General features: G+C 50.8%; 22 protein-coding genes. 15 read left to right on the forward strand and 7 right to left on the reverse strand.

The window, feature by feature from the left end; all coding sequences use genetic code 11:
• Positions 1 to 348: 348 nt before the first annotated feature.
• The 4 genes from OGX83_RS05910 (at position 349) to OGX83_RS05925 (ending at position 3,826) form a co-directional block, all read left to right on the forward strand.
• The gene (locus OGX83_RS05910) at positions 349 to 2,988 is read left to right on the forward strand and encodes a YdbH family protein (protein WP_286587532.1); all 2,640 of its coding nucleotides are present in this window, start codon (positions 349 to 351) and stop codon (positions 2,986 to 2,988) included.
• Positions 2,985 to 3,176 (forward strand): YnbE family lipoprotein, encoded by a 192-nt coding sequence (locus tag OGX83_RS05915; protein WP_008784882.1) that lies wholly within the window; start codon positions 2,985 to 2,987, stop codon positions 3,174 to 3,176. Before OGX83_RS05910 ends, OGX83_RS05915 begins: the two co-directional genes overlap by 4 nt.
• Positions 3,177 to 3,183: 7 nt before the next feature.
• Positions 3,184 to 3,510: a YdbL family probable chaperone protein gene (locus OGX83_RS05920; protein WP_286588132.1), complete on the forward strand. Its 327-nt coding sequence runs from the start codon at positions 3,184 to 3,186 to the stop codon at positions 3,508 to 3,510.
• Between the two features lie 124 nt (positions 3,511 to 3,634).
• Positions 3,635 to 3,826 carry a hypothetical protein gene (locus OGX83_RS05925; RefSeq protein ID WP_008784880.1) on the forward strand — a complete coding sequence of 64 codons (192 nt, stop codon included), beginning with the start codon at positions 3,635 to 3,637 and terminating at the stop codon, positions 3,824 to 3,826.
• Positions 3,827 to 3,869: 43 nt separating this feature from the next.
• Here the strand turns inward: OGX83_RS05925 and azoR are convergent, their stop codons facing one another.
• Positions 3,870 to 4,475, reverse strand: coding sequence for an FMN-dependent NADH-azoreductase (gene azoR / locus OGX83_RS05930; RefSeq protein WP_003020341.1), 606 nt, complete (start codon positions 4,473 to 4,475; stop codon positions 3,870 to 3,872).
• 201 nt (positions 4,476 to 4,676) lie between these two features.
• Between azoR and hrpA the strand changes: the two genes are divergently transcribed.
• The 3 genes from hrpA to aldA all read left to right on the forward strand — a co-directional run bounded on the left by hrpA (position 4,677) and on the right by aldA (position 11,095).
• A complete protein-coding gene (hrpA, locus tag OGX83_RS05935; protein WP_286587534.1) occupies positions 4,677 to 8,579 on the forward strand; it encodes an ATP-dependent RNA helicase HrpA in 3,903 nt (1,300 codons plus the stop codon).
• Positions 8,580 to 8,658: 79 nt separating this feature from the next.
• Entirely contained in the window at positions 8,659 to 9,456 is a 798-nt protein-coding gene (locus OGX83_RS05940) for a YdcF family protein (RefSeq protein ID WP_286588134.1), read from the forward strand.
• A 199-nt stretch (positions 9,457 to 9,655) separates the two neighbouring features.
• A complete protein-coding gene (gene aldA, locus OGX83_RS05945; RefSeq protein ID WP_234691977.1) occupies positions 9,656 to 11,095 on the forward strand; it encodes an aldehyde dehydrogenase in 1,440 nt (479 codons plus the stop codon).
• A 41-nt stretch (positions 11,096 to 11,136) separates the two neighbouring features.
• Here aldA and OGX83_RS05950 read toward each other — a convergent pair whose 3' ends face one another.
• Both OGX83_RS05950 and gap read right to left on the reverse strand, forming a co-directional pair.
• Complete coding sequence (locus tag OGX83_RS05950) at positions 11,137 to 12,063, reverse strand: alpha/beta hydrolase (RefSeq protein ID WP_204192504.1); 927 nt, start codon at positions 12,061 to 12,063, stop codon at positions 11,137 to 11,139.
• 126 nt (positions 12,064 to 12,189) lie between these two features.
• Entirely contained in the window at positions 12,190 to 13,191 is a 1,002-nt protein-coding gene (gene gap / locus OGX83_RS05955) for a type I glyceraldehyde-3-phosphate dehydrogenase (RefSeq protein WP_286587537.1), read from the reverse strand.
• A gap of 189 nt (positions 13,192 to 13,380) precedes the next feature.
• Between gap and cybB the strand changes: the two genes are divergently transcribed.
• Complete coding sequence (gene cybB, locus OGX83_RS05960; protein WP_008784870.1) at positions 13,381 to 13,911, forward strand: cytochrome b561; 531 nt, start codon at positions 13,381 to 13,383, stop codon at positions 13,909 to 13,911.
• Between the two features lie 38 nt (positions 13,912 to 13,949).
• Here cybB and OGX83_RS05965 read toward each other — a convergent pair whose 3' ends face one another.
• The gene (locus tag OGX83_RS05965) at positions 13,950 to 14,876 is read right to left on the reverse strand and encodes a DMT family transporter (RefSeq protein ID WP_079934082.1); all 927 of its coding nucleotides are present in this window, start codon (positions 14,874 to 14,876) and stop codon (positions 13,950 to 13,952) included.
• 260 nt (positions 14,877 to 15,136) lie between these two features.
• On the opposite strand from OGX83_RS05965, the gene OGX83_RS05970 reads away from it, so the two are divergent.
• The 4 genes from OGX83_RS05970 (at position 15,137) to OGX83_RS05985 (ending at position 18,998) form a co-directional block, all read left to right on the forward strand.
• Positions 15,137 to 15,556 carry a translesion error-prone DNA polymerase V autoproteolytic subunit gene (locus OGX83_RS05970; protein ID WP_032943548.1) on the forward strand — a complete coding sequence of 140 codons (420 nt, stop codon included), beginning with the start codon at positions 15,137 to 15,139 and terminating at the stop codon, positions 15,554 to 15,556.
• A 2-nt stretch (positions 15,557 to 15,558) separates the two neighbouring features.
• The gene (locus tag OGX83_RS05975; RefSeq protein ID WP_063940790.1) at positions 15,559 to 16,827 is read left to right on the forward strand and encodes a Y-family DNA polymerase; all 1,269 of its coding nucleotides are present in this window, start codon (positions 15,559 to 15,561) and stop codon (positions 16,825 to 16,827) included.
• 150 nt (positions 16,828 to 16,977) lie between these two features.
• Positions 16,978 to 18,024, forward strand: a complete 1,047-nt coding sequence (gene ompA, locus OGX83_RS05980; RefSeq protein WP_032943541.1) for a porin OmpA — start codon at positions 16,978 to 16,980, stop codon at positions 18,022 to 18,024.
• A gap of 185 nt (positions 18,025 to 18,209) precedes the next feature.
• Complete coding sequence (locus tag OGX83_RS05985) at positions 18,210 to 18,998, forward strand: hypothetical protein (protein WP_286587540.1); 789 nt, start codon at positions 18,210 to 18,212, stop codon at positions 18,996 to 18,998.
• 491 nt (positions 18,999 to 19,489) lie between these two features.
• Here OGX83_RS05985 and OGX83_RS05990 read toward each other — a convergent pair whose 3' ends face one another.
• Together OGX83_RS05990 and OGX83_RS05995 are read right to left on the reverse strand one after the other, a co-directional pair.
• A complete protein-coding gene (locus OGX83_RS05990) occupies positions 19,490 to 19,942 on the reverse strand; it encodes a DUF3828 domain-containing protein (protein ID WP_182315638.1) in 453 nt (150 codons plus the stop codon).
• Between the two features lies 1 nt (position 19,943).
• Positions 19,944 to 20,306, reverse strand: a complete 363-nt coding sequence (locus OGX83_RS05995) for a CHAP domain-containing protein (protein WP_286587544.1) — start codon at positions 20,304 to 20,306, stop codon at positions 19,944 to 19,946.
• Positions 20,307 to 21,027: 721 nt separating this feature from the next.
• On the opposite strand from OGX83_RS05995, the gene OGX83_RS06000 reads away from it, so the two are divergent.
• The 3 genes from OGX83_RS06000 to OGX83_RS06010 all read left to right on the forward strand — a co-directional run bounded on the left by OGX83_RS06000 (position 21,028) and on the right by OGX83_RS06010 (position 24,309).
• Positions 21,028 to 21,303, forward strand: coding sequence for a metal/formaldehyde-sensitive transcriptional repressor (locus tag OGX83_RS06000; protein WP_003833178.1), 276 nt, complete (start codon positions 21,028 to 21,030; stop codon positions 21,301 to 21,303).
• A 32-nt stretch (positions 21,304 to 21,335) separates the two neighbouring features.
• Complete coding sequence (locus OGX83_RS06005; protein WP_008784862.1) at positions 21,336 to 22,454, forward strand: S-(hydroxymethyl)glutathione dehydrogenase/class III alcohol dehydrogenase; 1,119 nt, start codon at positions 21,336 to 21,338, stop codon at positions 22,452 to 22,454.
• Positions 22,455 to 22,623: 169 nt separating this feature from the next.
• Entirely contained in the window at positions 22,624 to 24,309 is a 1,686-nt protein-coding gene (locus tag OGX83_RS06010) for a methyl-accepting chemotaxis protein (RefSeq protein ID WP_286587546.1), read from the forward strand.
• 56 nt (positions 24,310 to 24,365) lie between these two features.
• Here the strand turns inward: OGX83_RS06010 and pcaQ are convergent, their stop codons facing one another.
• A complete protein-coding gene (pcaQ, locus tag OGX83_RS06015) occupies positions 24,366 to 25,289 on the reverse strand; it encodes a pca operon transcription factor PcaQ (protein ID WP_003020288.1) in 924 nt (307 codons plus the stop codon).
• Positions 25,290 to 25,501: the final 212 nt, after the last annotated feature.

The following is a 25,501-nucleotide window of genomic DNA, read 5'->3' on the forward strand; positions in this document are numbered from 1 at the left end:
CTGAAGCAAAACGATGGGCCACCCTAATGCTCAAGGCGGCATTATGCGATGGTATGAAACCTGATGAGATTTCCCGGCAGGTACATCTGGTCTGCGATCATCATGGTAGGGAGTGCCTCGAAGAACTCATTGAGGAAATTCTGATAGAAGCAGGTCGTATCGGACCTAAACATAGCGATGGACAACTTAGGCCTCATTGAGTCTGAATCTTAATATCCCCGACGGCACGTGTAACAGCGTGCCTAGAAATCGGTTATCTATCCTTAATGTGGGCATATCCAGTTAAACATGCCACAATACAGGCCTAAACCGGCTTAAATTTTTGCTAAATCAGGATATTAACTACCCATGAAGGGTAAATATAAAGCCGTTCTGGCACTCCTCTTATTATTGATTCTCGTGCCGCTGACGCTAGTGATGACGCTTGGCCTGTGGGTGCCTACGTTGGTGGGTATCTGGTTACCCGTTGGAACACGCATCGCGCTGGATGAGAGCCCGCGGCTGACACGGCATGGGTTGCATATACCTGAACTCCGCTATCTGGTTGAAGATTGCCCGCTAGCACGCATCACTCAGGCGGATCTGTCTCACCCCAGCCGCTGGGCGCTGAATGTCGGGACCATTGAGTTGGATTCAGCTTGCCTGGCCAAATTGCCGCAGGCAGAGCCATCGCCGGTAGCGCCTAAAACGCTGGCTGAATGGCAGTCAATGCTGCCCAATACCTGGATTAACATCGACAAACTTATTCTTTCTCCATGGCAGGAATGGCAGGGAAAACTGTCACTCTCGCTCACTCCCGCTACTCAACAGCTGCGTTACCAGGGTGAAAAAGTTAAATTTCAGGGGCGTTTGCACGGGCAAAACCTCACGGTAACGGAGCTGGATGTTGCGGCATTTGAAGGCCAGCCGCCGGTAAAACTGGTCGGTGAATTTACTATGCCACTGGTGCCCGATGGACTACCGGTAAGCGGTCATGCGGTTGCGACGTTAAGTCTGCCGCAAGAGCCCACGCTTGTGGACGCCGAACTGGAGTGGCAAGAAAACAGCGGACAACTGATCGTCATGGCGCGTGATAATGTCGATCCGCTGCTTGACCTTCCGTGGGAAATAACACGCCAGCAACTGACCATCAGCGACGGACGCTGGAACTGGCCTTATCAGGGATTCCCCTTAAGCGGGCGGTTGGGCATAAAAGTTGAAAACTGGCAGGCCGGACTGGAAAACGCGGTGGTGAGCGGGCGTCTGAACGTTCTGACGCATGGCGACGCCGGTAAAGGAAATGCCGTATTAACGCTGGGGCCGGGTAAGCTTGGCATGGATAGTAGCGAGATGCCGCTACAGTTGACCGGTGAAGCGAAACAGGGCGATCTGATCTTCTACGCGAAATTGCCCGCCAGACTTAGCGGAAGTCTGAACGATCCACAATTGGCTTTTGAGCCAGGAGCGCTGCTGCGCTCACGTGGGCGGGTGATTGATTCGCTGGATATTGACGAGATTCGCTGGCCGCTGGCAGGCGTAAAAGTCACGCAACGTGGTGTGGATGGGCGTCTGCAGGCTATTTTACGTGCGCATGAAAACCAGATGGGGGGCTTTGAACTGCATCTGGATGGCCTGGCAAATGATTTTCTTCCTGATGCCGGTCGTTGGCAGTGGCGATATTGGGGGGAAGGCAGCTTTACGCCGATGCATGCCCGTTGGGACGTCGCGGGTAAGGGAGAATGGCATGACAACACCCTGAAGCTATTTGATCTTTCTACCGGATTTGATCATCTGCAATACGGCACGATGAAGGTGGAAAATCCGCGTCTGGTGATGGACGAACCGATAGTTTGGGTGCGGGATGCAACCAAACCGACATTTAGCGGCGCGCTGTCGCTGGACGCGGGGAACACCACCTTCACCGGGGGAAGCGTGTTACCACCATCGACGCTGAAGTTCAGCGTGGAAGGTAGCGATCCAACAATTTTCCAGTTCAAAGGCCAGCTTCACGCAGGGGCGATTGGGCCCGTACAGCTGAATGGTCGTTGGGACGGTATCCGCCTGCGCGGACAGGCATGGTGGCCAAAACAATCGCTCACCGTATTCCAACCTCTGGTTCCACCTGACTGGAAAATGAAGCTACGTGAAGGTGATCTGTATGCGCAGGTTGCGTTTTCGGCAGCCCCGGAGCAGGGCTTTGAAGCAGGCGGTCATGGGGTGTTAAAAGGCGGTAGCGCCTGGATGCCCGATAACCAAATCAACGGTGTCGATTTTGTATTGCCTTTCCGGTTCAGTGAAGGCGCATGGCAACTGGGTACGCGTGGACCTATTTCACTGCGTATTGCGGAAGTGGTGAATCAGGTGACGGTGAAGAATATCGCCGCCGATTTGCAGGGGGCGTACCCCTGGAGTGAAAACAACCCGTTACTGTTGAGCGATGTCAGTGCCGACCTGCTGGGTGGCAAAATCATCATGCAGCAACTGCGGATGCCGCAGCACGACCCGGCCTTATTGCGGGTGCAGAATATCTCTTCCAGCGAGCTTATCAGTGCGGTTAACCCCAAACAGTTCGCCATGTCTGGCCCGGTCAGTGGTGCATTGCCATTATGGCTGGACAACGAAAAATGGATCATTAAAGACGGCTGGTTGACTAATCCAGGGCCGATGACGTTGCGTATTGATAAGGACACAGCGGATGCGGTCGTCAAAGATAACATGGCGGCGGGGGCGGCCATTAACTGGCTGCGTTATATGGAAATAAGCCATTCGTGGACGAAAATAAATCTGGATAACCTCGGTGTCTTAACCATGCAGTCAACCGTGACTGGCAATAGTCGGGTAGATGGCAAAGTAGGTACGGTTAATTTGAATTATACCCACGAGGAAAACGTCTTTACGCTATGGCGCAGTTTGCGTTTTGGCGACAATTTACAGGCATGGCTTGAACAAAATGCAGCGCTGCCGGAAACCCATTGCCCGGAAGGCAAGGAATGTGAGGAACAACAATGAAAACGATAGCTGCCATGCTGGGTCTGCTGACTTCATCTCTGCTGGTAGGGTGTACTCCCAGAATCGAAGTGGCTGCGCCAAAAGAGCCCATCACCATTAATATGAACGTCAAAATCGAGCATGAGATCCATATCAAAGTTGATAAAGACGTCGAAAGTTTATTGAAATCGCGCAGCGATTTGTTCTGAGGTCATGATGAGAAAACAGTTTGCAGTGGCGCTGGTCGTCCTGAGTTTACTCTGCAGCAATGCGTGGGCATTGACCCTGAATGAAGCCAGAACTCAGGGGCGAGTAGCGGAAACGCTCAATGGCTATCTGGTTGCATTGAAAACCGATGCCGAAACGCAGGCGCTGGTGAGTGAGATTAATAAAGCGCGCAACGCCAGCTATCAGCAACTGGCTGAGAGCAATAATATTCCGCCAGATGAAGTGGCGAAAATGGCCGGGCAAAAGCTGGTTGCTCGCGCTAAACCGGGAGAGTACGTGCAGGGTATAAATGGTAAGTGGTTGAGAAAAGAGTAAATCGCTTTTTCACACAGCCAGAGGGACACGACGCTGGATTATTCATCGACATCGCAATAGTTGCCACACGGCATAAAATGGATGTTGGTATAGTCCAACACCGGTCGCGTCGTGGGGTGAAATCATGTGGCTTCTCAAGTGGTATGTCTGGAATCGTTGGGTATTCAAACTGTTAAGCCGGGATGTCGCGGAGCCTGAACAGTTTTTGCTTCATTGTTGGGAAGAGAATCTGGCGAAATGCAGGGATTATGCAACCATCTGGCGTGATATCAATCGCATTCACGGCAAACAGATACAAATGCAGGGAAAGAAGTAAGTGTCGGAGAAACCCTCCCACCGGATGGTGAGAGGGGGAATTATCAGGCAGCTACCACGCTGTCGATAGCGGCTTTCGCATCAGACTGTGCTTTAGACGCTACTTCCGGGCCGTAAGCAATACCTTCAGCAAAGACGACATTCACGTCGGTGATGCCGATAAAGCCCAGGAATACGTTCAGGTACGGCGTGATCAGGTCGGTTGGTGTGTCTTTATGGATACCACCACGGCTGGTCAGCACCACCGCGCGTTTACCTGTCACCAGACCTTCCGGGCCTTTCTCGGTATAACGGAAAGTCACACCTGCACGGGCAATCAGGTCAAAGTAGTTTTTCAGCTGCGTTGGGATGTTGAAGTTGTACATCGGCGCGGCGATAACAATCACATCATGCGCTTTCAGCTCAGCAATCAGCTCATCGGACAGCGCCAGCGCTTCTTGCTGACGCGGCGTCAGCGGTGTATCGCTCGGGCGCATCGCACCCACCAGTTCGCCATCCAGTACCGGTACAGGATTTGCAGCCAGGTCGCGGACAGTGATTTCATCAGCAGAGTGCTTTTCACGCCACTGTTCAACAAAATAATCAGACAACTGACCAGACTGAGAGTACCCTGCCAGAATACTGGATTTAAGAACTAATACCTTGCTCATGGGTGTTTCCTTTTATGTGTTTGAAGGGGTAGTGCCCCGTTGCTTGTTGACACTTTATTCACAATCCTGTCGCAGTGATAGCGCAATATATCGAATCCTATGTTCGAAATTATTGAACAACACATGAAAAGCGCCGATGTGGTACTCTATACCCATCATCTAAAAGAGATTTAACCCGGCAGAGCACTGCCTTTTAACGCTATGACAGAACAACAAAAATTAACCTTCAACATGTTGCAGCAACAGCTGGACTCACTGATGCTGCGTGACAGACAGCGTTTTGCCCGCCGCCTGCACGGTGTGAAGAAGGTTAAAAATCCTGATGCACAACAGGCCATTTACCAGGAGATGGCGAAAGAGATTGAGCTGGCAGCCGGTAAAGTTGTGCTGCGTGAAGCGGCGCGTCCGGAAATTAGCTACCCGGAAAACCTGCCCGTCAGCCAGAAAAAACAGGATATTCTGGAGGCTATTCGCGACCATCAGGTGGTGATTGTCGCCGGTGAGACCGGTTCGGGGAAAACCACCCAGTTACCCAAAATATGTATGGAACTGGGGCGCGGGGTAAAAGGGCTGATAGGCCATACCCAGCCGCGCCGTCTGGCGGCGCGCACCGTGGCGAACCGTATTGCGGAAGAGCTGCAGACCGAACCGGGCGGCTGTATCGGTTATAAGGTACGTTTCAGCGATCATGTCAGTGATAACACCATGGTCAAGCTGATGACGGACGGTATCCTGCTGGCAGAAATCCAACAGGATCGGCTGCTAATGCAGTACGACACCATCATCATCGATGAAGCGCATGAACGCAGTCTGAATATCGATTTTCTGCTCGGCTATTTGAAAGAACTTCTACCGCGTCGCCCGGATCTAAAAATTATCATCACTTCGGCGACCATCGATCCTGAACGTTTTTCAAAGCATTTCAATAACGCGCCGATTATCGAAGTCTCCGGCCGAACGTATCCGGTGGAAGTGCGCTATCGTCCAATTGTTGAAGATGCAGATGACACTGAGCGTGACCAGCTGCAGGCAATTTTTGATGCCGTAGATGAACTGGGGCGTGAAGGGCCTGGCGACATTCTGATCTTCATGAGCGGCGAACGTGAAATTCGCGATACCGCCGATGCGCTGAATAAGCTGGATTTGCGACATACCGAAGTGCTACCGCTGTATGCGCGTCTTTCAAACAGCGAACAGAACCGCGTGTTCCAGTCGCACAGCGGTCGCCGCATCGTGCTGGCGACCAACGTGGCGGAAACGTCGCTGACCGTTCCGGGAATCAAATACGTAATTGACCCGGGCACCGCGCGTATCAGCCGTTACAGTTACCGCACCAAAGTTCAGCGCTTGCCGATTGAACCGGTGTCGCAGGCTTCTGCTAACCAGCGTAAAGGTCGCTGCGGTCGTGTTTCGGAAGGGATCTGTATTCGTCTGTATTCCGAAGACGATTTCCTGTCGCGCCCGGAGTTTACCGACCCGGAGATCCTGCGTACCAACCTGGCATCCGTTATTTTGCAGATGACCGCGTTGGGGCTGGGCGATATCGCGGCGTTCCCGTTTGTTGAAGCGCCGGATAAGCGCAATATTCAGGACGGTGTACGCCTGCTCGAAGAGTTGGGGGCGATAACCACCGACGAACAGGCAACTGCATACAAGTTAACGCCGTTGGGCCGTCAGCTGTCGCAACTTCCGGTAGACCCACGGCTGGCGCGAATGGTGCTGGAAGCACAAAAACATGGTTGTGTGCGCGAAGCGATGATCATCACCTCAGCGCTGTCCATTCAGGATCCGCGCGAGCGCCCGATGGACAAGCAGCAAGCTTCCGACGAGAAGCACCGCCGCTTCCATGACAAAGAGTCTGATTTTCTTGCATTTGTGAACCTGTGGAACTATCTCGGCGAGCAGCAAAAAGCGCTGTCGTCAAACCAGTTCCGTCGCCAGTGCAAACTTGATTTTCTGAACTACCTGCGCGTGCGCGAGTGGCAGGATATCTACACGCAACTGCGCCAGGTGGTGAAAGAGCTGGGTATTCCGGTCAACAGCGAACCTGCTGAATATCGGGAGATCCACGTCGCGTTGCTGACCGGTTTACTGTCGCACATCGGGATGAAAGATACCGATAAGCAGGAGTTTACCGGGGCGCGTAACGCTCGCTTCTCGATCTTCCCGGGGTCAGGTTTATTCAAAAAACCGCCGAAGTGGACGATGGTCGCGGAGCTGGTGGAAACCAGCCGCCTGTGGGGACGTATTGCCGCGCGTATCGATCCCGAATGGGTGGAACCGGTAGCCCAGCATCTGATCAAACGTTCATACAGTGAACCGCACTGGGAACGCGCGCAGGGTGCTGTGATGGCGACAGAAAAAGTCACCGTCTACGGCTTACCGATTGTTGCGGCCCGTAAGGTGAATTACAGCCAGATCGATCCCGCGTTGTCGCGTGAACTGTTCATTCGTCATGCGCTGGTGGAAGGCGACTGGCAAACGCGCCATGCGTTTTTCCGTGACAATCTGAAGTTACGGGCTGAAGTGGAAGAGTTAGAGCACAAATCACGCCGTCGCGACATTCTGGTCGATGATGAGACGCTGTTTGAGTTTTACGACCAACGCATCAGCCATGACGTGGTTTCTGCTCGTCACTTTGATAGCTGGTGGAAAAAGGTCAGCCGTGAAACACCGGATCTGCTCAACTTTGAAAAGAGCATGCTCATCAAAGAGGGTGCGGAGAAAATCAGTAAGCTGGATTATCCGAACTTCTGGCATCAGGGTAACCTTAAGCTGCGCCTGAGCTACCAGTTCGAACCTGGAGCCGATGCGGACGGTGTGACCGTACATATTCCACTCCCGCTGCTTAATCAGATCGAAGAGAGCGGTTTTGAATGGCAAATCCCGGGGCTGCGCCGCGAACTGGTGATCGCCCTGATTAAGTCGTTACCAAAACCGGTACGACGCAACTTTGTGCCCGCGCCGAACTATGCGGAAGCGTTTTTAGGCCGCGTCACACCGCTGGAACTGCCGCTGCTGGACTCGCTGGAGCGTGAACTGCGCCGCATGACCGGCGTTACCGTTGACCGTGAAGACTGGCACTGGGATCAGGTGCCCGATCACCTAAAAATCACCTTCCGGGTGGTGGATGATAAAAATAAGAAGCTACAGGAAGGGCGTTCGCTGCAAGATTTGAAGGATGCGCTGAAGGGTAAAGTTCAGGAAACATTGTCTGCGGTGGCCGATGACGGCATCGAACAGAGCGGGTTGCACATCTGGAGCTTCGGTCAGCTTCCGGAAAGTTACGAACAAAAACGCGGTAACTATAAGGTCAAAGCGTGGCCGGCGCTGGTCGATGAGCGTGACAGCGTTGCCATCAAACTGTTTGATAATCCGTTGGAACAACAGCAGGCGATGTGGTGCGGTTTACGCCGCCTGTTGCTGCTGAATATTCCTTCGCCAATCAAATATTTGCATGAGAAGCTGCCCAATAAAGCCAAGCTGGGGCTGTACTTTAACCCATACGGTAAAGTTCTGGATTTGATTGACGACTGTATCTCCTGCGGTGTGGATCAGTTAATTGACGCCAACGGTGGCCCGGTGTGGACTGAAGAAGGCTTTACCGCGCTGCATGAGAAAGTGCGGGCTGAACTGAACGATACGGTGGTGGAGATTGCGAAGCAGGTCGAACAGATCCTGACCGCAGTGTTTAATATCAATAAACGTCTGAAAGGGCGCGTGGATATGACCATGGCGCTGGGTCTCGCGGATATCAAATCGCAAATGGGCGGACTGGTGTATCGCGGGTTTGTTACCGGCAATGGTTTCAAACGTCTGGGCGATACGTTGCGTTATTTGCAGGCTATTGAAAAACGTCTGGAAAAACTGGCTATCGATCCGCACCGTGACCGTGCACAGATGCTGAAAGTGGACATTGTGCAGCAGGCCTGGCAGCAGTGGTTCAATAAACTGCCTCCCGCGCGCCGTCAAGATGCCGATGTCAAAGAGATCCGCTGGATGATAGAAGAGCTGCGCGTCAGCTATTTTGCCCAGCAGTTTGGTACGCCGTATCCGATCTCCGATAAACGTATTCTGCAGGCGATGGGGCAGATTTCGGGATAAATCGGTGCAGGGCCGTAGGCCGGATGAGGTGTAGCCGCCATCCGGCATCTGTACCCGGTAAAGATAAACACCAGGAGTCATCAATATGAATCAGTTTCCGACACTTTCCGCAACCACCCTTGCGGCTATCAATACCGTAGGGCGATGGCTGGCGCAGAATGATTTTACGGGGAATATCACCGTTCAGTCAGATTGCGTGATTCTGGCAGGGAACGCGGTTATTCCGACCATCGACGCCGCCTGTCGGATCGCGAAAGAGCAACAGGTTCCCTTGCTGATTAGCGGTGGTATCGGTCATTCCACGCGCTTTCTGTATGATGCGATTGCCCAGCATCCGCGTTATAACATCATTCGTACTACCGGACGCGCGGAAGCGGCGATCCTTGCCGATATTGCTCACCAGTTCTGGCAAATTCCGGGTGAGAAAATTTGGGTGGAAGATCAGTCGACAAACTGCGGTGAGAATGCCCGGTTTAGCTGTGCATTACTGAATCAGGCGGCAGAAAGTATTCATACCGTCATAGTGGTGCAGGATCCCACTATGCAACGCCGCACAATGGCCACGTTTCAGCGCGTCACCCGCGATGAGCCGCATGCGCCGCGCTGGTTGAGTTTCCCTGGTTTCATCCCTGAACTGTCTCAACAGCACAACGGCGTGGATTTTGTGCCTGCCGCAGAAGGTCTGTGGTCGGTAGAACGCTACCTTTCTCTCATTACCGGTGAACTTCCGCGTCTGCGTGATGATGCAACTGGCTACGGGCCCTGTGGACACGATTTTATCGTACATGTTGATATACCCCAGGACGTCGAGCAAGCCTGGCAGCAGCTAAAAAATGATACCGCGCTGACCGACTTACTGGAGAGCCGTTCTCTGTAATTCTTGCTGCCCGTTTGTCGGCGTTTTACGGCAAACGGGCAGAAATCCCACCTGGTTTTTCTCTTTATTCTTACTTTTCCAGACGCTTTTATGAAGCAGTTCACAGAACCGCCACTCCAGCGATAATGCGTCATGCATGATTGATATTAATTAACAATAGTTTTACTTGTTAAAAACAAATCAATCACAGGAGAGCCGCATGTCAGTACCCGTACAACATCCTATGTATATCGATGGGCAGTTTGTGACCTGGCACGATGACGCCTGGATTGATGTCGTCAATCCGGCCACGGAAGAGATTATCTCGCGTATTCCCGATGGGCGTGCCGAAGATGCGCGTAAAGCGATCGATGCCGCGGATCGCGCTCAGCCGCAATGGGAAGCGTTGCCTGCCATTGAGCGGGCAAACTGGTTACGCAAAATTTCTGCAGGTATCCGCCAGCGAGCCGATGAAATCAGCGCGTTGATTGTGGCGGAAGGTGGAAAAATTCAACAACTGGCTGACGTTGAAGTCGCGTTTACCGCTGACTATATCGATTACATGGCGGAGTGGGCGCGTCGCTATGAAGGCGAGATCCTGCAAAGCGATCGCCCAGGTGAGAATATATTGCTGTTTAAGCGTGCACTGGGCGTGACGACGGGCATTCTGCCGTGGAACTTCCCGTTTTTCCTGATTGCCCGCAAACTGGCTCCCGCCTTGCTGACGGGAAATACCATCGTCATTAAGCCGAGTGAATTCACACCGAATAACGCCATCGCCTTTGCCAAAATTGTTGATGACATTGGTTTACCGCGCGGAGTCTTTAACCTCGTGCTGGGACGCGGTGAAACGGTCGGGCAGGAGCTGGCCGGAAACCCGAAGGTCGCCATGGTGAGCATGACCGGTAGCGTCGGAGCGGGTGAGAAAATTATGGCCGCAGCGGCCAAAAACATCACCAAAGTTTGTCTGGAGTTGGGTGGCAAGGCCCCGGCTATCGTGATGGACGATGCTGACCTTGAGCTGGCGGTGAAGGCTATTGTTGACTCGCGGGTGATCAATACCGGACAGGTATGCAACTGTGCCGAGCGCGTATACGTTCAGAAAGGTATCTATGACCAGTTCGTTAATCGTCTGGGTGAGGCGATGAAAGCCGTGCAGTTTGGCAATCCGGCCGAACGCAATGACATTGCGATGGGGCCGCTGATTAATGCCGCTGCGCTGGCGCGTGTAGAGCAAAAAGTCGAGCGAGCGGTGCAGGAAGGCGCCCGTGTGGTGCTGGGTGGTAAAGCCGTTGCTGGTAAAGGTTATTACTATCCGCCGACATTACTGTTAGACGTGCGCCAGGATATGGCGATTATGCACGAGGAGACGTTTGGTCCGGTGCTGCCGGTGGTGGCATTTGATACGCTGGAACAGGCGTTGACGATGGCCAATGACAGCGACTACGGACTGACCTCATCGATCTATACGCAGAATCTGAATACGGCAATGAAGGCGATTAAGGGGCTGAAGTTTGGCGAAACCTATATTAATCGCGAAAACTTCGAGGCGATGCAGGGCTTCCACGCTGGCTGGCGCAAGTCCGGGATTGGCGGGGCAGATGGTAAACACGGTCTGAATGAATACCTGCAAACACAGGTAGTGTATTTGCAGTCTTAAGTTTTTCGCCGGGTGAGCCTGTACGCCACCCGGCGCAATTCTCACACTTTGGTGGCGATCCAGTTCATCATCATTTCCGGCCAGATGGCCAGCGGTAACCCTTGCGCATCGCGAATACCAAATCCGTGCTTACCGCGTTCAAACAGATGCATTTCGACCGGAACGCCCAGCCCACGTAGCGCATTAAAGAAAACCAGGCTGTTTTCTACTTTCACCGCCGGATCGTCGATGGCGTGTAGCAGGAATGTCGGCGGTGTCGTGTTATCCACTCGCTCTTCCAGAGAATAGTGGCGCAGATCTTCCTTTTCGGGCGTAGCGCCAACCAGCTCAAGACGAGAGCCCGGGTGGCCGATGTCTTCACGCAGAGTAATCACAGGGTAGACCAACGCCATGAACGCAGGACGCGTTGGTTGCTCGTCTATGCTATCAATCGGTGTATAAACCGGTTCGGCAAACCGGGTTCCCAGACTGGCGGCTACGTGACCACCGGAAGAGAAGCCCAACACACCGATACGATCAGGGTTAATTTTCCATTCATGGGCGTTGGCGCGAATGTAGCGCATGGCGCGCTGGGCATCGGCCAGCGGCGCGTTTGCACCTTCCTCATGGCCATCACCCGGCATGCGGTAGGTCATCACAAACAGGGTATAACCGCGGGCGTTAAAGAATGGTGCCAGTACGCTGCCTTCTTTATCCATCACCACGCGACGGTAAGAACCTCCCGGTGTAACAAGGATCCCTACGCCGTTAGGTTTTTCGGGGGCATAAACGGTAATTTCCGGGGCACGAATACCGGTGACCGCACGATCATACTGAGATGTTCCTGTATGTCGGGGTTCAGGCGTAAACACCGCATCGCTGTTTTTTGCTCCGGGGGCTTCACTCTGCGGCCAGAATGAGACGGTGGTTGCGTGGGCAACGGCTTGCTCCATCATGTTTTCTAACGTTTCACGACTCAGTGCTTCCATTACTATGCTCCCTCAGTGGCAAAGGTTAGCTATAGCACAGTCAGTGAATCGAAAACGGGGAGAGACTCACAACGTATTGAATTCGCGGGAAATGAAAGAGGGCGGAGGCAGGCCTCCGCCAGAACATTAGAGCTTGATAAATTTATCCAGCGTACGAATAAGCTGGGTGACAAAACCGTATTCGTTATCGTACCAGGCGACGGTTTTTACCAGTTGCAGATCGCCCACTTCGGTAATCTCGGTTTGTGTTGCATCAAATACCGAACCGAAATGCGAGCCAATGACATCTGACGAGACGATTTCCTCGTCGGTATAACCAAACGACTCATTATTTTGCGTGGCTTTTTTCAGCGCGTTGTTGACCTCTTCAGCAGTGACTTTTTTCCCCAATATCGATACCAGTTCCGTGACAGATCCTGTTTTCACCGGAACACGCTGGGCATGGCCTTTTAATTTTCCGCTCAACGTCGGAATAACCAGACCAATGGCCTTGGCGGCACCAGTGGTATGGGGAATGATGTTCTCTGCTGCTGCCCGCGAGGCGCGCAGATCTTTCCCGCGTGGACCATCAACCAGCGACTGCGTTCCCGTGTAGGCGTGGATGGTGGTCATAGTGCCAAGCTGAATACCGAAGCTATCGTGCAGCGCTTTCGCCATCGGTGCCAGGCAGTTGGTGGTGCACGATGCGACCGAGATAATCCGATCGTTCGCATCCATTGTGTCGTCGTTGACGTTAAAGACAATGGTCTTCATGTCGCCAGCCGGGGCGGATATCAGCACTTTTTTGGCCCCTGCATCCAGGTGTGCGTTGGCTTTTTCTGTCGAGGTATAAAAACCGGTGCATTCGATGATTATCTCAGCGCCAGTGGTTTTCCACGGGATATTTTTGGCCTCTTTTTCTGCGTAGACTGCGATTTTTTTACCGTCGACAATCAGCGCGTCTTCGGTAAAGTCGATGCTCCAGGGAAACGGGCCGTAGTTTGAATCGTGCTTTAACAGATAGGCGAGAATTTTGGGCGAGGTGAGGTCATTAATGGCCACAACCTCCACGTTGCTTTTGACTTCCAGTAGCCGACGCAATACCAGACGACCGATACGACCAAAACCGTTAATGCCAATTTTACTCATGGTTTTCTCCTGTCAGGATGAGGCGGTACGACATATTTTCCTTACCAGGCTTAGTCCAGACAGGCATCCTCGGCAATAGCGGTTCTTGCTGTTAAGCGTAAGCGACTGAAAATGGGTGAACAAAAGTTAATGAATTTTTAACAAAAGCCCGTTATGTTGACGCATTATTGTTTTTATTCAGGAAGTGTTATGGGGAATAAGTATTCTGGCCTGCAAATCGGTATTCACTGGCTGGTCTTTTTGTTAGTTATTGTGGCCTATAGCGCCATGGAGTTTCGCGGATTTTTCCCGCGCAGCTATCGTCCCTTATTCAACATGGTGCACGTATCCTGTGGTATCACGATATTAACGCTGATGGTGGCGCGTCTGCTGGTCAGGCTGAAATATCCGGCACCGCCGATTGTGCCAAAACCAAAGCCAATGATGACCGGCATGGCGCATCTGGGGCATCTGGTTATCTATCTGTTGTTTATTGTGCTGCCTATTATTGGGCTGGTGATGATGTACAACCGGGGTAATCCGTGGATTGCATTCGGCATCGTTATGCCGCATGCGGCAGAGGCTAACTTTGATTTAGTGGATATGCTGAAGTCCTGGCACGTGACGCTGGCAAACCTGGGTTATTTTGTTATTGGTCTGCATGCCGTTGCCGCCCTGATGCATCACTATTTCTGGAAGGATAATACGCTATTGCGCATGATGCCGCGTAAACGCTCCTGAGGTAACGCCCCGCAAATGCGGGGCATTTTTTTAGCCGATTAATTTTCGCAGGATGGTGCTTTTCGTACGCTTTGAACCTGGGAGACGCGTTTTTTCAGGCTGACGATAGCCAGCGCAACAACAATCAGCACAATACCGCAACCTTCAACAACGCCAGGCTCTTCACCCAGCAACCACCAGGAAAACAGAACGCCACAGACAGGTACCGCCAGCGTACTTAAGCTGGCAATACTGGCTGGTAAGTTACGCAACACAAACAGCCATAAACTCCATGCCAGCGCCGTCGCCAGCACGGCGCTATAAGCTAATGCCCAGAAAACGACAGGTTGCCAGTCTGGATCTCGCTGTGGAACCAGCCAGGCCACCAGGCTCATCACCAGCGCGGCATACAGCATCTGCCATGCGGTCAGCGCTAACAGATCGATATTCGGATGGCGGGTATACATTCGCTTTGCGACAATCGCGCTGGCCCCCCAACTGATCCCAGAAAGGATCGCCAGTAGCGCGCTCTGCATTGAGGCAAAGTTCAGTTGCCATGGCTGTAAAACCAGCAATAATCCCGCAGCTGCCACGGCAATGGCGAAATACTGTAAACGCCGCATGCGTTCACCGAGGAAAATGGCGGCCATAATCACCACCCAGAATGGCATGGTATAACTCAGTATGGCTACTTTACCTGCGCCGCCGCTGACTAGCGCCCATTGTGATAATCCAACCATGCCGCATGTTTGTAGTAAGGCGATCGCTAACGTATAGCCGAAAGGTGTCGGGCGCATTCCTCGGCCACGCAGTAACAGAACGATGAATAACAATAATGCGCCAAAAGAACAGCGTAGTGCGGTGAAGTCGAACGCGCCGATGTAGTGCGTGACCTGTTTCATCGCGATCCAGCTGTAGCTCCAGATGAGCGTTAAGGTGATGAGGCCGCCAATGGCCAGCGGATGACTTTTCCCTGCGGTGGTCATAATGTGTCCGTTTTAATGATTTTAGTACGCCACTATACGCGCTTTCAGGGCGCCGTAGTCGTTATCATTCCGGCTGAGTACATGTCGCGAAAATTTGTACTTTATTCTGTGGAATAAAACCGAAAATTATTTTTCCAGATAGCATAAACGCTTACCGGCAAGATGATTAAACAACGCTCAGTTCGCCACGTCTGTCACTTGATCACTGTCCTCATTAAAACTACTGTATATAAATACAGTTACATGAGAGGCAGATTATTATGTTGTTTTTCCAGCCAGTAGAACATCGCGAAATCAAACAATTCCCGCTATTTAGCGATCTCGTGCCCTGCGGTTTTCCTTCTCCGGCGCAGGATTACGTTGAGAAACGTATCGATCTTAACGACCTGTTGGTGCAGCATCCCAGCGCAACCTATTTTGTTAAATCGTCTGGCGACTCCATGATGGGGGCAGGGATCGGTGCTGGTGACTTGCTGGTAGTCGACAGTGCCAGAAAAGCGGCCCACGGAGACATTGTGATTGCTGCTATTGAAGGCGAATTCACCGTTAAGCGCCTGCAATTGCATCCGGTGGTGATGCTGAAGCCAGAGAACAGCGCCTACGCGCCGATCATGATCGGCAGCGAGGACACACTGGATATATTTGGTGTGGTGACATTTATCATTAAATCCGCGGGCTGATTATGTTTGCGCTGGTGGATGTTAATTCGTTTTATGCCAGTTGTGAATCGGCATTCCGACCGGACCTGAAAGGTAAACCCGTTGTTGTTCTTTCAAATAATGATGGTTGTGTCATTGCCAGCAGCGCGGAAGCGAAGGCGCTTGGCGTCAATATGGGAGCACCATACTTCAAACAGAAAGATCTGTTCAGGCGCTGCGGCGTGTTCTGCTTTAGTTCGAACTACGAGCTGTATGCGGATATGAGCAGCAGGGTAATGTCGATTCTGGAGGAGCTGTCTCCGCGCGTGGAAATGTACAGTATCGATGAAGCCTTTTGTGATTTAACCGGCGTGCGAAACTGCAGGGATCTTACAGATTTTGGTCGTGAAATCAGAGAAACCATTTTACAGAAAACACGCCTCACGGTTGGGGTCGGTATCGCCCAGACCAAAACCCTGGCCAAGCTGGCGAACCATGCTGCCAAAAAGTGGCAGGAACAGACTGGCGGGGTGGTGGATCTCTCGAATATTGAGCGTCAGCGTAAGCTGATGGCTGCGCTCCCGGTTGATGAAGTCTGGGGTGTCGGACGCCGTATCAGTAAAAAACTGGACGCCATGGGTATTAAAACGGTCTGCGACCTGGCGGATACCGATATTCGCTTTATCCGCAAACATTTCAACGTCGTGCTTGAGCGCACTGTGCGGGAATTGCGCGGTGAACCGTGCCTGGCGTTGGAAGAGTTTGCGCCAGTTAAGCAGGAGATCATTTGTTCAAGATCGTTTGGTGAAAAACTCACGGATTACAATGCGATGAGAGAGGCTATTTGTACCTATGCTGCACGTGCTGCGGAAAAATTACGCAGAGAGCACCAGTTCTGCCGGTTTATCTCTACGTTTATCAAAACCAGCCCATTTTCCCTGAATGAACCGTATTACGGTAACAGCGCATCGATAAAACTGCTGACACCAACCCAGGATAGTCGGGAAATTATAAGGGCGGCCACACGTAGCCTGGACGCAATATGGCGGGAGGGGCTGCGTTATCAAAAAGCAGGGGTCATGCTGGGCGATTTTTTTAGTTCTGGCGTTGCGCAGTTGAATCTGTTTGATGACAACGCCCCACGGCATAACAGCGATAAGCTGATGGCCGTTCTGGATACACTCAATGCTGAAAAGGGTAAAGGAACACTCTATTTTGCCGGACAAGGTATACAACAACCGTGGGCAATGAAGCGAGATATGCTTTCACCGCGTTATACAACGAGATATAGCGATTTACTGCGGGTGGGATAGTCATTGTTATCGTAAATAAGCGTCCAGAGCGATTATAAAACTGTCCAGAAATAAATAAAAAAACGATTATCAGCCTTCATTAAAAATCTTATTGTAGCGCCGACTAACAGATAACTAACTGACAAACGGCAAGTCTATAATAGGAAATTTATGAAAAAGACGCTTATTACACTCATTATTGCAAATGCGCTGACCGCGACTACGGCATTTGCCGCAGCGGATGCGGGAACCTGGTATGCTGGTGGGAAATTTGGTTGGTCACATTACTTTGATACCAGCGCAAGCCAGCAAACGGGGGCCAATGGTAATAAATATGGTGATGTTGGTTTTGATAGCGATAACGTCGGTGGCGGGGTATTTACAGGCTACCAGATTACTCCATGGCTGGCAGTTGAAGGCGGCTATGATTATTTAGGTAATATGCAATTCAACGGTAAAAATGGTTCTTCAGGTTCTCAAATGAAAAGCCAGGGTCTGCAATTATCGCTGAAAGCAAGTTATGGTTTGACTGATGATTGGGATCTCTACGGTCGTGCAGGGGCAATGGGATATCGCGCGGAGTCAGATATTAAAGGCAATAACCGCTTTGATACTGGTGTGCGTCCGGTTGTGGCTGTTGGTACGGAATATGCCTTTAACAAGAACTGGGCTGGCCGCGTGGAATATCAATGGGTGAGCAATGTGGGTAATGAAAACCAGATTGGCGTATCAAGTGATGTTAGTTCCGTTACCGCTGGGTTGTCATATCGTTTTGGCCAGCATGACGACGCGGAGGTTACGCCTGCACCGGCTGTTGCCGCAACTCCTGCGCCTGAACCTCAGCGTTTTAACTTAAAATCTGATGTGATGTTTGGTTATGATTCAGCAGCATTAACCCCAGAAGGGAAAGCGGCGATTGCGCAGTTATACCGAAATCCCGGTCTGCAACCGGCCAAAGACAAAGCGACCGTTGTTATTGGCTATAGCGATCGCACCGGAGCCGCAGATTATAACCAGCAACTGTCAGCCCAGCGCGCGCAGGCTGTTGCCGATGAATTAGTCGCGTTAGGCATGCCAGCTGCAAATATTACTGCACAAGGACATGGTTCGAGTGATTCTGTCACGGGATCCAGTTGTGATGGGCAGACCGGACAGCAGCTGATTAATTGCCTTGCTCCAGATCGCCATGTCGTTGTTGAGATCACTGATAAGTACTAAATCGGTGTACAAAAGCCCTCCACATTATCGAATGGGGAGGGCTTTTTTATTCGCACAGTGGACTATCATTAACTGTGACAAATTAAAGATGTTAGAGCGTAATTATGTTCATAGAATCCTTCGTTTCGAGAGCTAAAGGTAGATTATGGCGTTATTTTCTGCCACGGTTTACTCTGAAAAATCATGTGGATGATCAAGTATATAATTACTATGGTGTTTATTTTTCGGATGTAAAACAAGAAAAATATCAGCTTGTGAGCCTAAGAGGCAAAAATGTTGTGCTTGAAAAATGGCATGCTGAGCAGCACGCCTATATGGAGAAAATAAACCTTCCACTCAATGATATTGAAAAAATGAATGTTGAGATTATTCATTGGAGAAAGCAAGGTCCATTAAGGTTTGATTCGATTTTTCTTTTTGCAATAAATTATTTTACACGTATTGCTTATGCAAAAAATGCGCTGACGAGAGCAAAAAGCAATCTCTTTTCTTCATTCACCAGTAACAAGGCGTTGAGTGGACTTGATCGTATAATGTTGCTACAGATGCTGGTGAACGAATATGTACATCAATCGCCAGAGAAAACTCACACTGGAGTAACATGTGATGAGGTTATTGATCTATTGTACGGGACGCTTTGGTATAAACATATCAAGAATGAAGATTTCAGGAGGAAGGTCTTTCTGCTGCTCCAGTCACTTGTAATTACAGAGGATGTCAGATTTAGTGATGAAAAATATTATATACAAGGCAAGGCTATTTCAACAATTGTCACATGGGAATCTGAGGAGAGAAGGGACAAGCAACAGTTCAGGATCCAACGAAACATTAACCGCTTAATGCTTGTAATTACTGCATCCACATTGATGATCACGATAGCAATATTAGCTCAGGCAGGTCTTATTAATTTACATAATCTTTGGGAGCATCTTACACAATTAAAACCCATCCGTGTGTTGTTCAAATTAATGTGATAAAAAAACAATTTTTTTTAGTCCTGGCAGTAATACAAACTTGTGATGCTGCGTTTCTCTGCTGCCGTACTCCTTGAAATGCTGAATAATATCCGTTCCCTCGCGATGGCCTGTGATGAGGTATTGATAAATCTGCTGCGGTGAACCATAAATTAGTAATCCTGGTTGCCCTGGGCGTTATCGTTCGGTTTTTTCATTGGGGTGGAAAGTTCCGTGAATGTTGCGGTGACGTCCTGATCGGGGCAGTGATCATGATGTTTGCAGCAGCTCACCTCCCAAACGTAACGTTCACTATCCCGCAAGTTGGCGAGGTCACATTTACACACAATGAGATCGTGTTTGTGTTGGGTATGCTCGGTTATAAGGGGCTGAAGGAAGTTATCTTCGGGGTATTAAAAAACGGTTTGGTATCGATTTGCGCAAGCTTATAGCGCAACGAAAAAATAATTAAGGGGAATGAAGCCCGTACGAATTAACGGGCTTTACATAGATTACTTTAGACTGATGTTCGGCAAGATATCCTGTCTGGCTACAGATTGAACTTTCCAGGCCCCGCCTTCCTGCACCATACAGTCGATAACGGTATGTGCTTTTTTCGTTCCAAACGACACATAAACTTGCATACACACGGGATCATAATCTGACGACACAATCTCGATCTGCCGCCAGTCTTCACTATAATCCTGGGCTTTGATAAACATATCAGAGTCCGGTACGTCTTCGGTATTGGGGTCAGCCGCATTAGATTTTTTCAATGCGGCAATCGTGCTGGTAGTGACGTAAGGTTTAAGTCCAGCGTAATCCGTTAAAGGATTTTTCTCTTTTAACAATTGTGCAATATACCAGTGATTAAACTTCAATGCTGCTGCCTCTGGGCCAGTAGGGGAAACAGTCGCGAACGCGGAAGTGCAGATTAGTAGGCTGGTAAATATTAATAATTTCATATCAATTGTGCCTGAATAATTGATAAGACGGTGCCGCAGATGCCCAATTATTGCCAGGGTACATGCTGTTTTGTTTATAATCTGAACACCAGGTGCCATCACCGCCGTAAATGCAAGCATGTCCCGCCGGATGGCCAGCGATCGGTTGTATTACAGCAACATCGCCTTTCATTGGGGCGCCATAAACAGCTCGAAAGCCTGCTGCACGTAGGTTAAACGCCATATCTTTTGCATAGTTTGTATTGATGAGTCTAGCGCCGCCAGCGCGTACGGCATTAGAGACAAAATGAGCGCATCTATGTTGACTGGCACTTCCTGCGTGATTTCGTGCGTAATTAACGGCAGCATCTTTATTCCAGCTCATAACGTTTCCTTGTATTAATAAAAAAGCCCACGATAAAACATTACGCTTTAAATTTAATTGTTTTTGTAAGTTATCATTAAGTGATGTTAATCATCATCAAGAATAAATATGAAGTTAATTAAGTCATAAAACATGGAATTATATATTTAGGTAATGAAAAAGGGGGGGGAGCCGAAGTGGTTAACGAAGGTCCGTCGTTAAATTAGCGAGCGTAAAATAAAAGGGGCGCAGCACAACCTTCGGATGAAAGAAATTTTTGTGTCTAATCAGGTGGTGAACAGATCGAGTATCGTATTGGTAATTTCGCACAGCCAGGGCGACAGCTTTATCTTATGGCCAGATGTACTGAAGAGAATTTCAATATTTGGGAAATGATATTAGACACTAATCATCAACCAATTAGCTAAACCGTTACACATCAAAATCAGCCGGCCTTGGGCGGTTTTTTATTGCCAGTAATCAGCACCCAGCTCCATCGCAGCGTAGTGACTATTAGAAGGTGGTTGACCGCCGCCAGCGGGAACTGGCGACAGTCATTCATACCCACATAGCGCTGTGGATATAAACCGGGGTTCCGTTTGCCTGTGCAGGCGATAGTAAACGGGTGTCCGCATATATCCGATAACAGCTTAATCTAAGCTACTGATATTAAATAAGTCTTATATTTTACAATGAAATAACAAATCTGATAGTATACCCCCCTATAGTATCTGGAGGGCGTATGCCGCATTCACCTGAAGACAAGAAACGCATTCTCACCCGTGTACGCCGTATTCGCGGTCAAGTTGATGCGCTTGAGCGTGCACTGGAATCTGGCGAACCGTGTCTGGCAATCCTGCAGCAAATTGCCGCCGTGCGCGGTGCATCCAATGGCCTGATGGGCGAAATGGTTGAGATCCATCTGAAAGACGAGCTGGTCAGCGGAGAAACAACGCCAGACCAGCGTGCCGTGCGCATGGCTGAAATCGGCCATCTTCTGCGTGCTTATCTAAAATAACATCATCACCTCGCAATAATGGGAAGAGACAAATGAAATCACGTGCAGCAGTTGCATTCGGCCCCGGCCAACCGTTAAAAATTGTCGAAATCGACGTCGCACCGCCAAAGAAAGGTGAAGTGCTGGTTAAAATTACCCATACCGGCGTGTGCCACACCGACGCCTTTACGCTCTCTGGCGACGATCCGGAAGGCGTATTCCCGGCGGTACTTGGCCATGAAGGTGGCGGCATTGTGGTTGAAGTAGGCGAAGGCGTTACCAGTCTGAAGCCGGGCGATCATGTGATCCCGCTGTACACCGCAGAGTGCGGCGAGTGTAAGTTCTGTAAATCGGGTAAAACCAACTTGTGCCAGGCCGTACGTGCGACCCAGGGCAAAGGTCTGATGCCGGATGGCACAACGCGCTTCTCGTATAACGGTGAGCCGATTTATCACTATATGGGCACCAGCACCTTCAGCGAATACACCGTTTGCGCGGAGATCTCTCTGGCGAAGGTTAACCCGCAGGCCCCGCTGGACAAAGTGTGTCTGCTGGGTTGTGGCGTGACCACCGGTATCGGAGCAGTCCATAACACCGCAAAAGTGAAAGAAGGCGACACCGTCGCCGTATTTGGTCTGGGCGGTATTGGTCTGGCGGTAATTCAGGGCGCGGTGCAGGCGAAAGCCGGGCGTATTCTGGCCGTTGATACCAATCCGGAAAAATTTAAGCTGGCAGGTGAAATGGGCGCGACCGATTTCATCAACCCAAAGGATTACGACAAACCGATTCAGGATGTGATCGTCGAGCTGACCGACGGCGGCGTGGATTTTAGCTTTGAATGTATCGGCAACGTTAACGTGATGCGCGCGGCACTGGAATGTTGCCATAAAGGATGGGGCGAAAGCATCATCATTGGCGTGGCGGGAGCAGGGCAAGAGATCAAAACGCGTCCGTTCCAGTTGGTTACCGGGCGTGTCTGGCGCGGTTCCGCGTTTGGCGGCGTGAAAGGGCGTACTCAGCTTCCTGGCATGGTTGAAGAAGCAATGAGCGGGAAAATTCAGTTGGATCCCTTTATTACCCACCGTTTACCGCTGGAGCAGATTAACGAAGCGTTCGATTTAATGCACCAGGGTAAGTCCATCCGTACCGTTATCCACTTTGGCGATAACTGATTCATTGGCCAGCGGATTTAACCGCTGGCACTTTCCTGAATTTTTTAGAATTATGTTGTGAAAGTGTGACGAATCCGGCGCTTTTCACGGTAAGTAAACTTCCCGGATTGCCGATGACTATCTAACGGGCGTGTTTTCACGCATAAACCCTACAAGAGAGTCGACGGTCATGGACAACACTACATCGATGCAAGCCCAGCATAAACTGGGCTTTCTGCATCAAATCCGGCTGGTTCCGCTGTTTTCCTCCATTCTCGGTGGCATTCTCCTGCTGTTCGCCCTAAGTTCTGGGCTGGCAAGCTATTTTCTTATGCAGGCCGATCGCGATCAGCGCGACGTGACCGATGAGATTCAGGTCAGGATGGGGTTATCTAACAGCTCTAACCACTTACGCACCGCGCGTATCAACATGATCCACGCCGGCGCGGCGAGCCGTATCGCCGAAATGGATGATATGAAGGCCAATATCGCCGAGGCAGAAAAACGTATTAAGCAATCGCAGGACGGTTTTAACGCGTATATGTCGCGTGCGGTAAAAACGTCTGCTGATGAAGCGCTAGATGCTGAACTGAGCGCCAGCTTCAAAGCCTATACCGACGGTTTACAGCCCATGTTGAAGTACGCCAGAAACGGTATGTTTGAAGCCATTATCAACCATGAAAACGAACATGCCAGATCGCTGGATACTGCTTACAACAAGGTATTGTTGAAAGCGATCGACATCCGTACCGCAAGGGCGAACCAGTTAAGCGAACAGGCGCATCAGCGTACACAACTCGGCATGGCTTTTATGCTGGGCGCATTTGTCCTGGCGCTGGCGCTGACCGTAATGACGTTCATTGTTCTGCGCCGCACGGTCATTCACCCTCTGCTACGCGCGGCCAAGCGTATTGAGCAAATTTCCGCGGGCGATCTGACGATGCAAGATGAACCGACCGGGCGTAGCGAAATTGGCCGTCTGAGCCGTCACCTACAGACAATGCAACGATCGTTGGGGAAAACGGTGGGTACGGTACGTCAGGGTGCGGAAGAAATATACCGCGGTACCAGTGAGATTTCGGCGGGTAATACCGATTTGTCTTCACGTACTGAACAACAGGCCGCAGCGATTGAACAAACGGCAGCCAGCATGGAAGAGCTGACCGCCACGGTGAAGCAAAACGCCGACAATGCGCATCACGCAAGCAAACTGGCGGAAGATGCTTCCGGTAAGGCCAGCCGGGGCGGTCAGATGGTTTCTGGCGTGGTGAAAACCATGGGTAATATCTCAACGAGTTCGAAGAAAATCTCCGAAATCACAGCCGTGATTAATAGCATTGCTTTCCAGACCAATATCCTGGCGCTGAACGCGGCGGTTGAGGCGGCGCGGGCAGGAGAGCAGGGGCGTGGATTTGCCGTGGTCGCCAGTGAAGTCCGTACGTTGGCAAGCCGCAGCGCTCAGGCGGCAAAAGAGATTGAAGGATTGATCAGCGAATCGGTCCGACTGATTGACCAGGGCTCCGGAGAAGTCGTCGCGGCGGGCAATACGATGACGGATATTGTCGACGCGGTAAAACGCGTGACCGATATCATGCTGGAAATTGCGGCGGCCTCTGATGAGCAGAGCCGGGGTATCGTACAGGTGAGCCAGGCGATATCAGAAATGGATAAGGTTACGCAGCAAAATGCCTCGCTGGTTGAAGAAGCATCGGCTGCGGCGGCATCTCTCGAAGAGCAGGCGGCGCGCTTAACGGAAGCCGTAGGTACATTTCGCTTAACGGGAACGAGTGCAATTAAACGCCCTCCCGTAACCACTACGCCTGACCAATCGCGTCCGCAGACGGCAACGGCCAGTGGCGATAACTGGGAAAGATAACTGGGAAACGTTTTAACAATAAATTAAGGGACCTGATGGTCCCTTAATATTTGGCATCAAAACGGTACGGTTTTGCGTATTGCGGCGATAAGGATCTGCGCGGCCTGAGAGAGTTGCACATCGACACGGGTAAGAATACCGATGGGCTCACCCGCACCGTGGGTAGGTATCGGCAACGACACCAGCGTCGCCTGGCGTAAATCCTCTCTAACCGCGCCTGAAGGGACAAACCACACATAGTCGTAATCAACCGTCAGCTGGCGGGAAAGCGATGCTGACAGCGTTTCAATGCAGCCTGGCGGCATTTTACAACCCTGACTTTGCAACAATGCTTCTGCGTGCTGGCGAGGCGCGGTTCCTTTTGGCGAAACCACCACCGGCCACTCCATTACCCGACTTAACGTGATGGTTTCCTGCAACAGCGGATGGTTAGGGCGCACGACCAGTTTAAGTGATTCCAGAAACAACAATTCATAATTCAGACCGACCATCAATTCCGGATCGGCCATGCGACCAATGCCAAGATCGATTTCCCCGGATTTTAAACCTGCCAGAATCATCGGATTGCTCATGGTGGCGACCTGTAGCGTGGTCTCCATTTGCTGCTTGTGGAAAGGACCAATTACCGCAGGCAGAATGCCCAGTGCCGCGGTGGGTAAGGCCCCGATCCGTACGACATCAGTCTGCGACTCTTCGCGCTGATTTAACGCTTGTCCGGCGGTGTTGAGCGCATCCAGCACTCTTACCGCGTGGGTAAGAAACTGTTCTCCGGGCAGCGTTAACTGCGCGCCAAGGCGGCCACGCTCAAAGAGACGGGTACCGGTCAGTTGCTCCAGTTCATTTAGCGTTTTGGAGAGAGCCGGTTGGCTCAGGTTAAGGGTCTCAGCCGCGCGCCCCAACGTTCCCTGCTGTGCAACGGCGACAAAAGTATGAAGGTGGCGCAAGCGAATGCGCTGATTGAACAGAACATTTTTTTCCATAAGCGATGTTAAAAACAGAGCCGTATCGGTGACAAGTAAAGTTGTTTGTTTTTGATAACTTGATAGCAAAATATTATTAACATTTATCATGTTTTACTTACAACTGATTTATTTTGCTTATGTTTTGTACAGCATTGCTGGGTGGTGGGATCATGGAAGGGAGTGTGCCCAGTCGTTATACTTTGGTGATTGTTTACTTTTGAACGATTTCT

It is taken from the genome of Citrobacter sp. Cpo074 (assembly GCF_030332745.1).
GTDB lineage: Bacteria > Pseudomonadota > Gammaproteobacteria > Enterobacterales > Enterobacteriaceae > Citrobacter > Citrobacter portucalensis.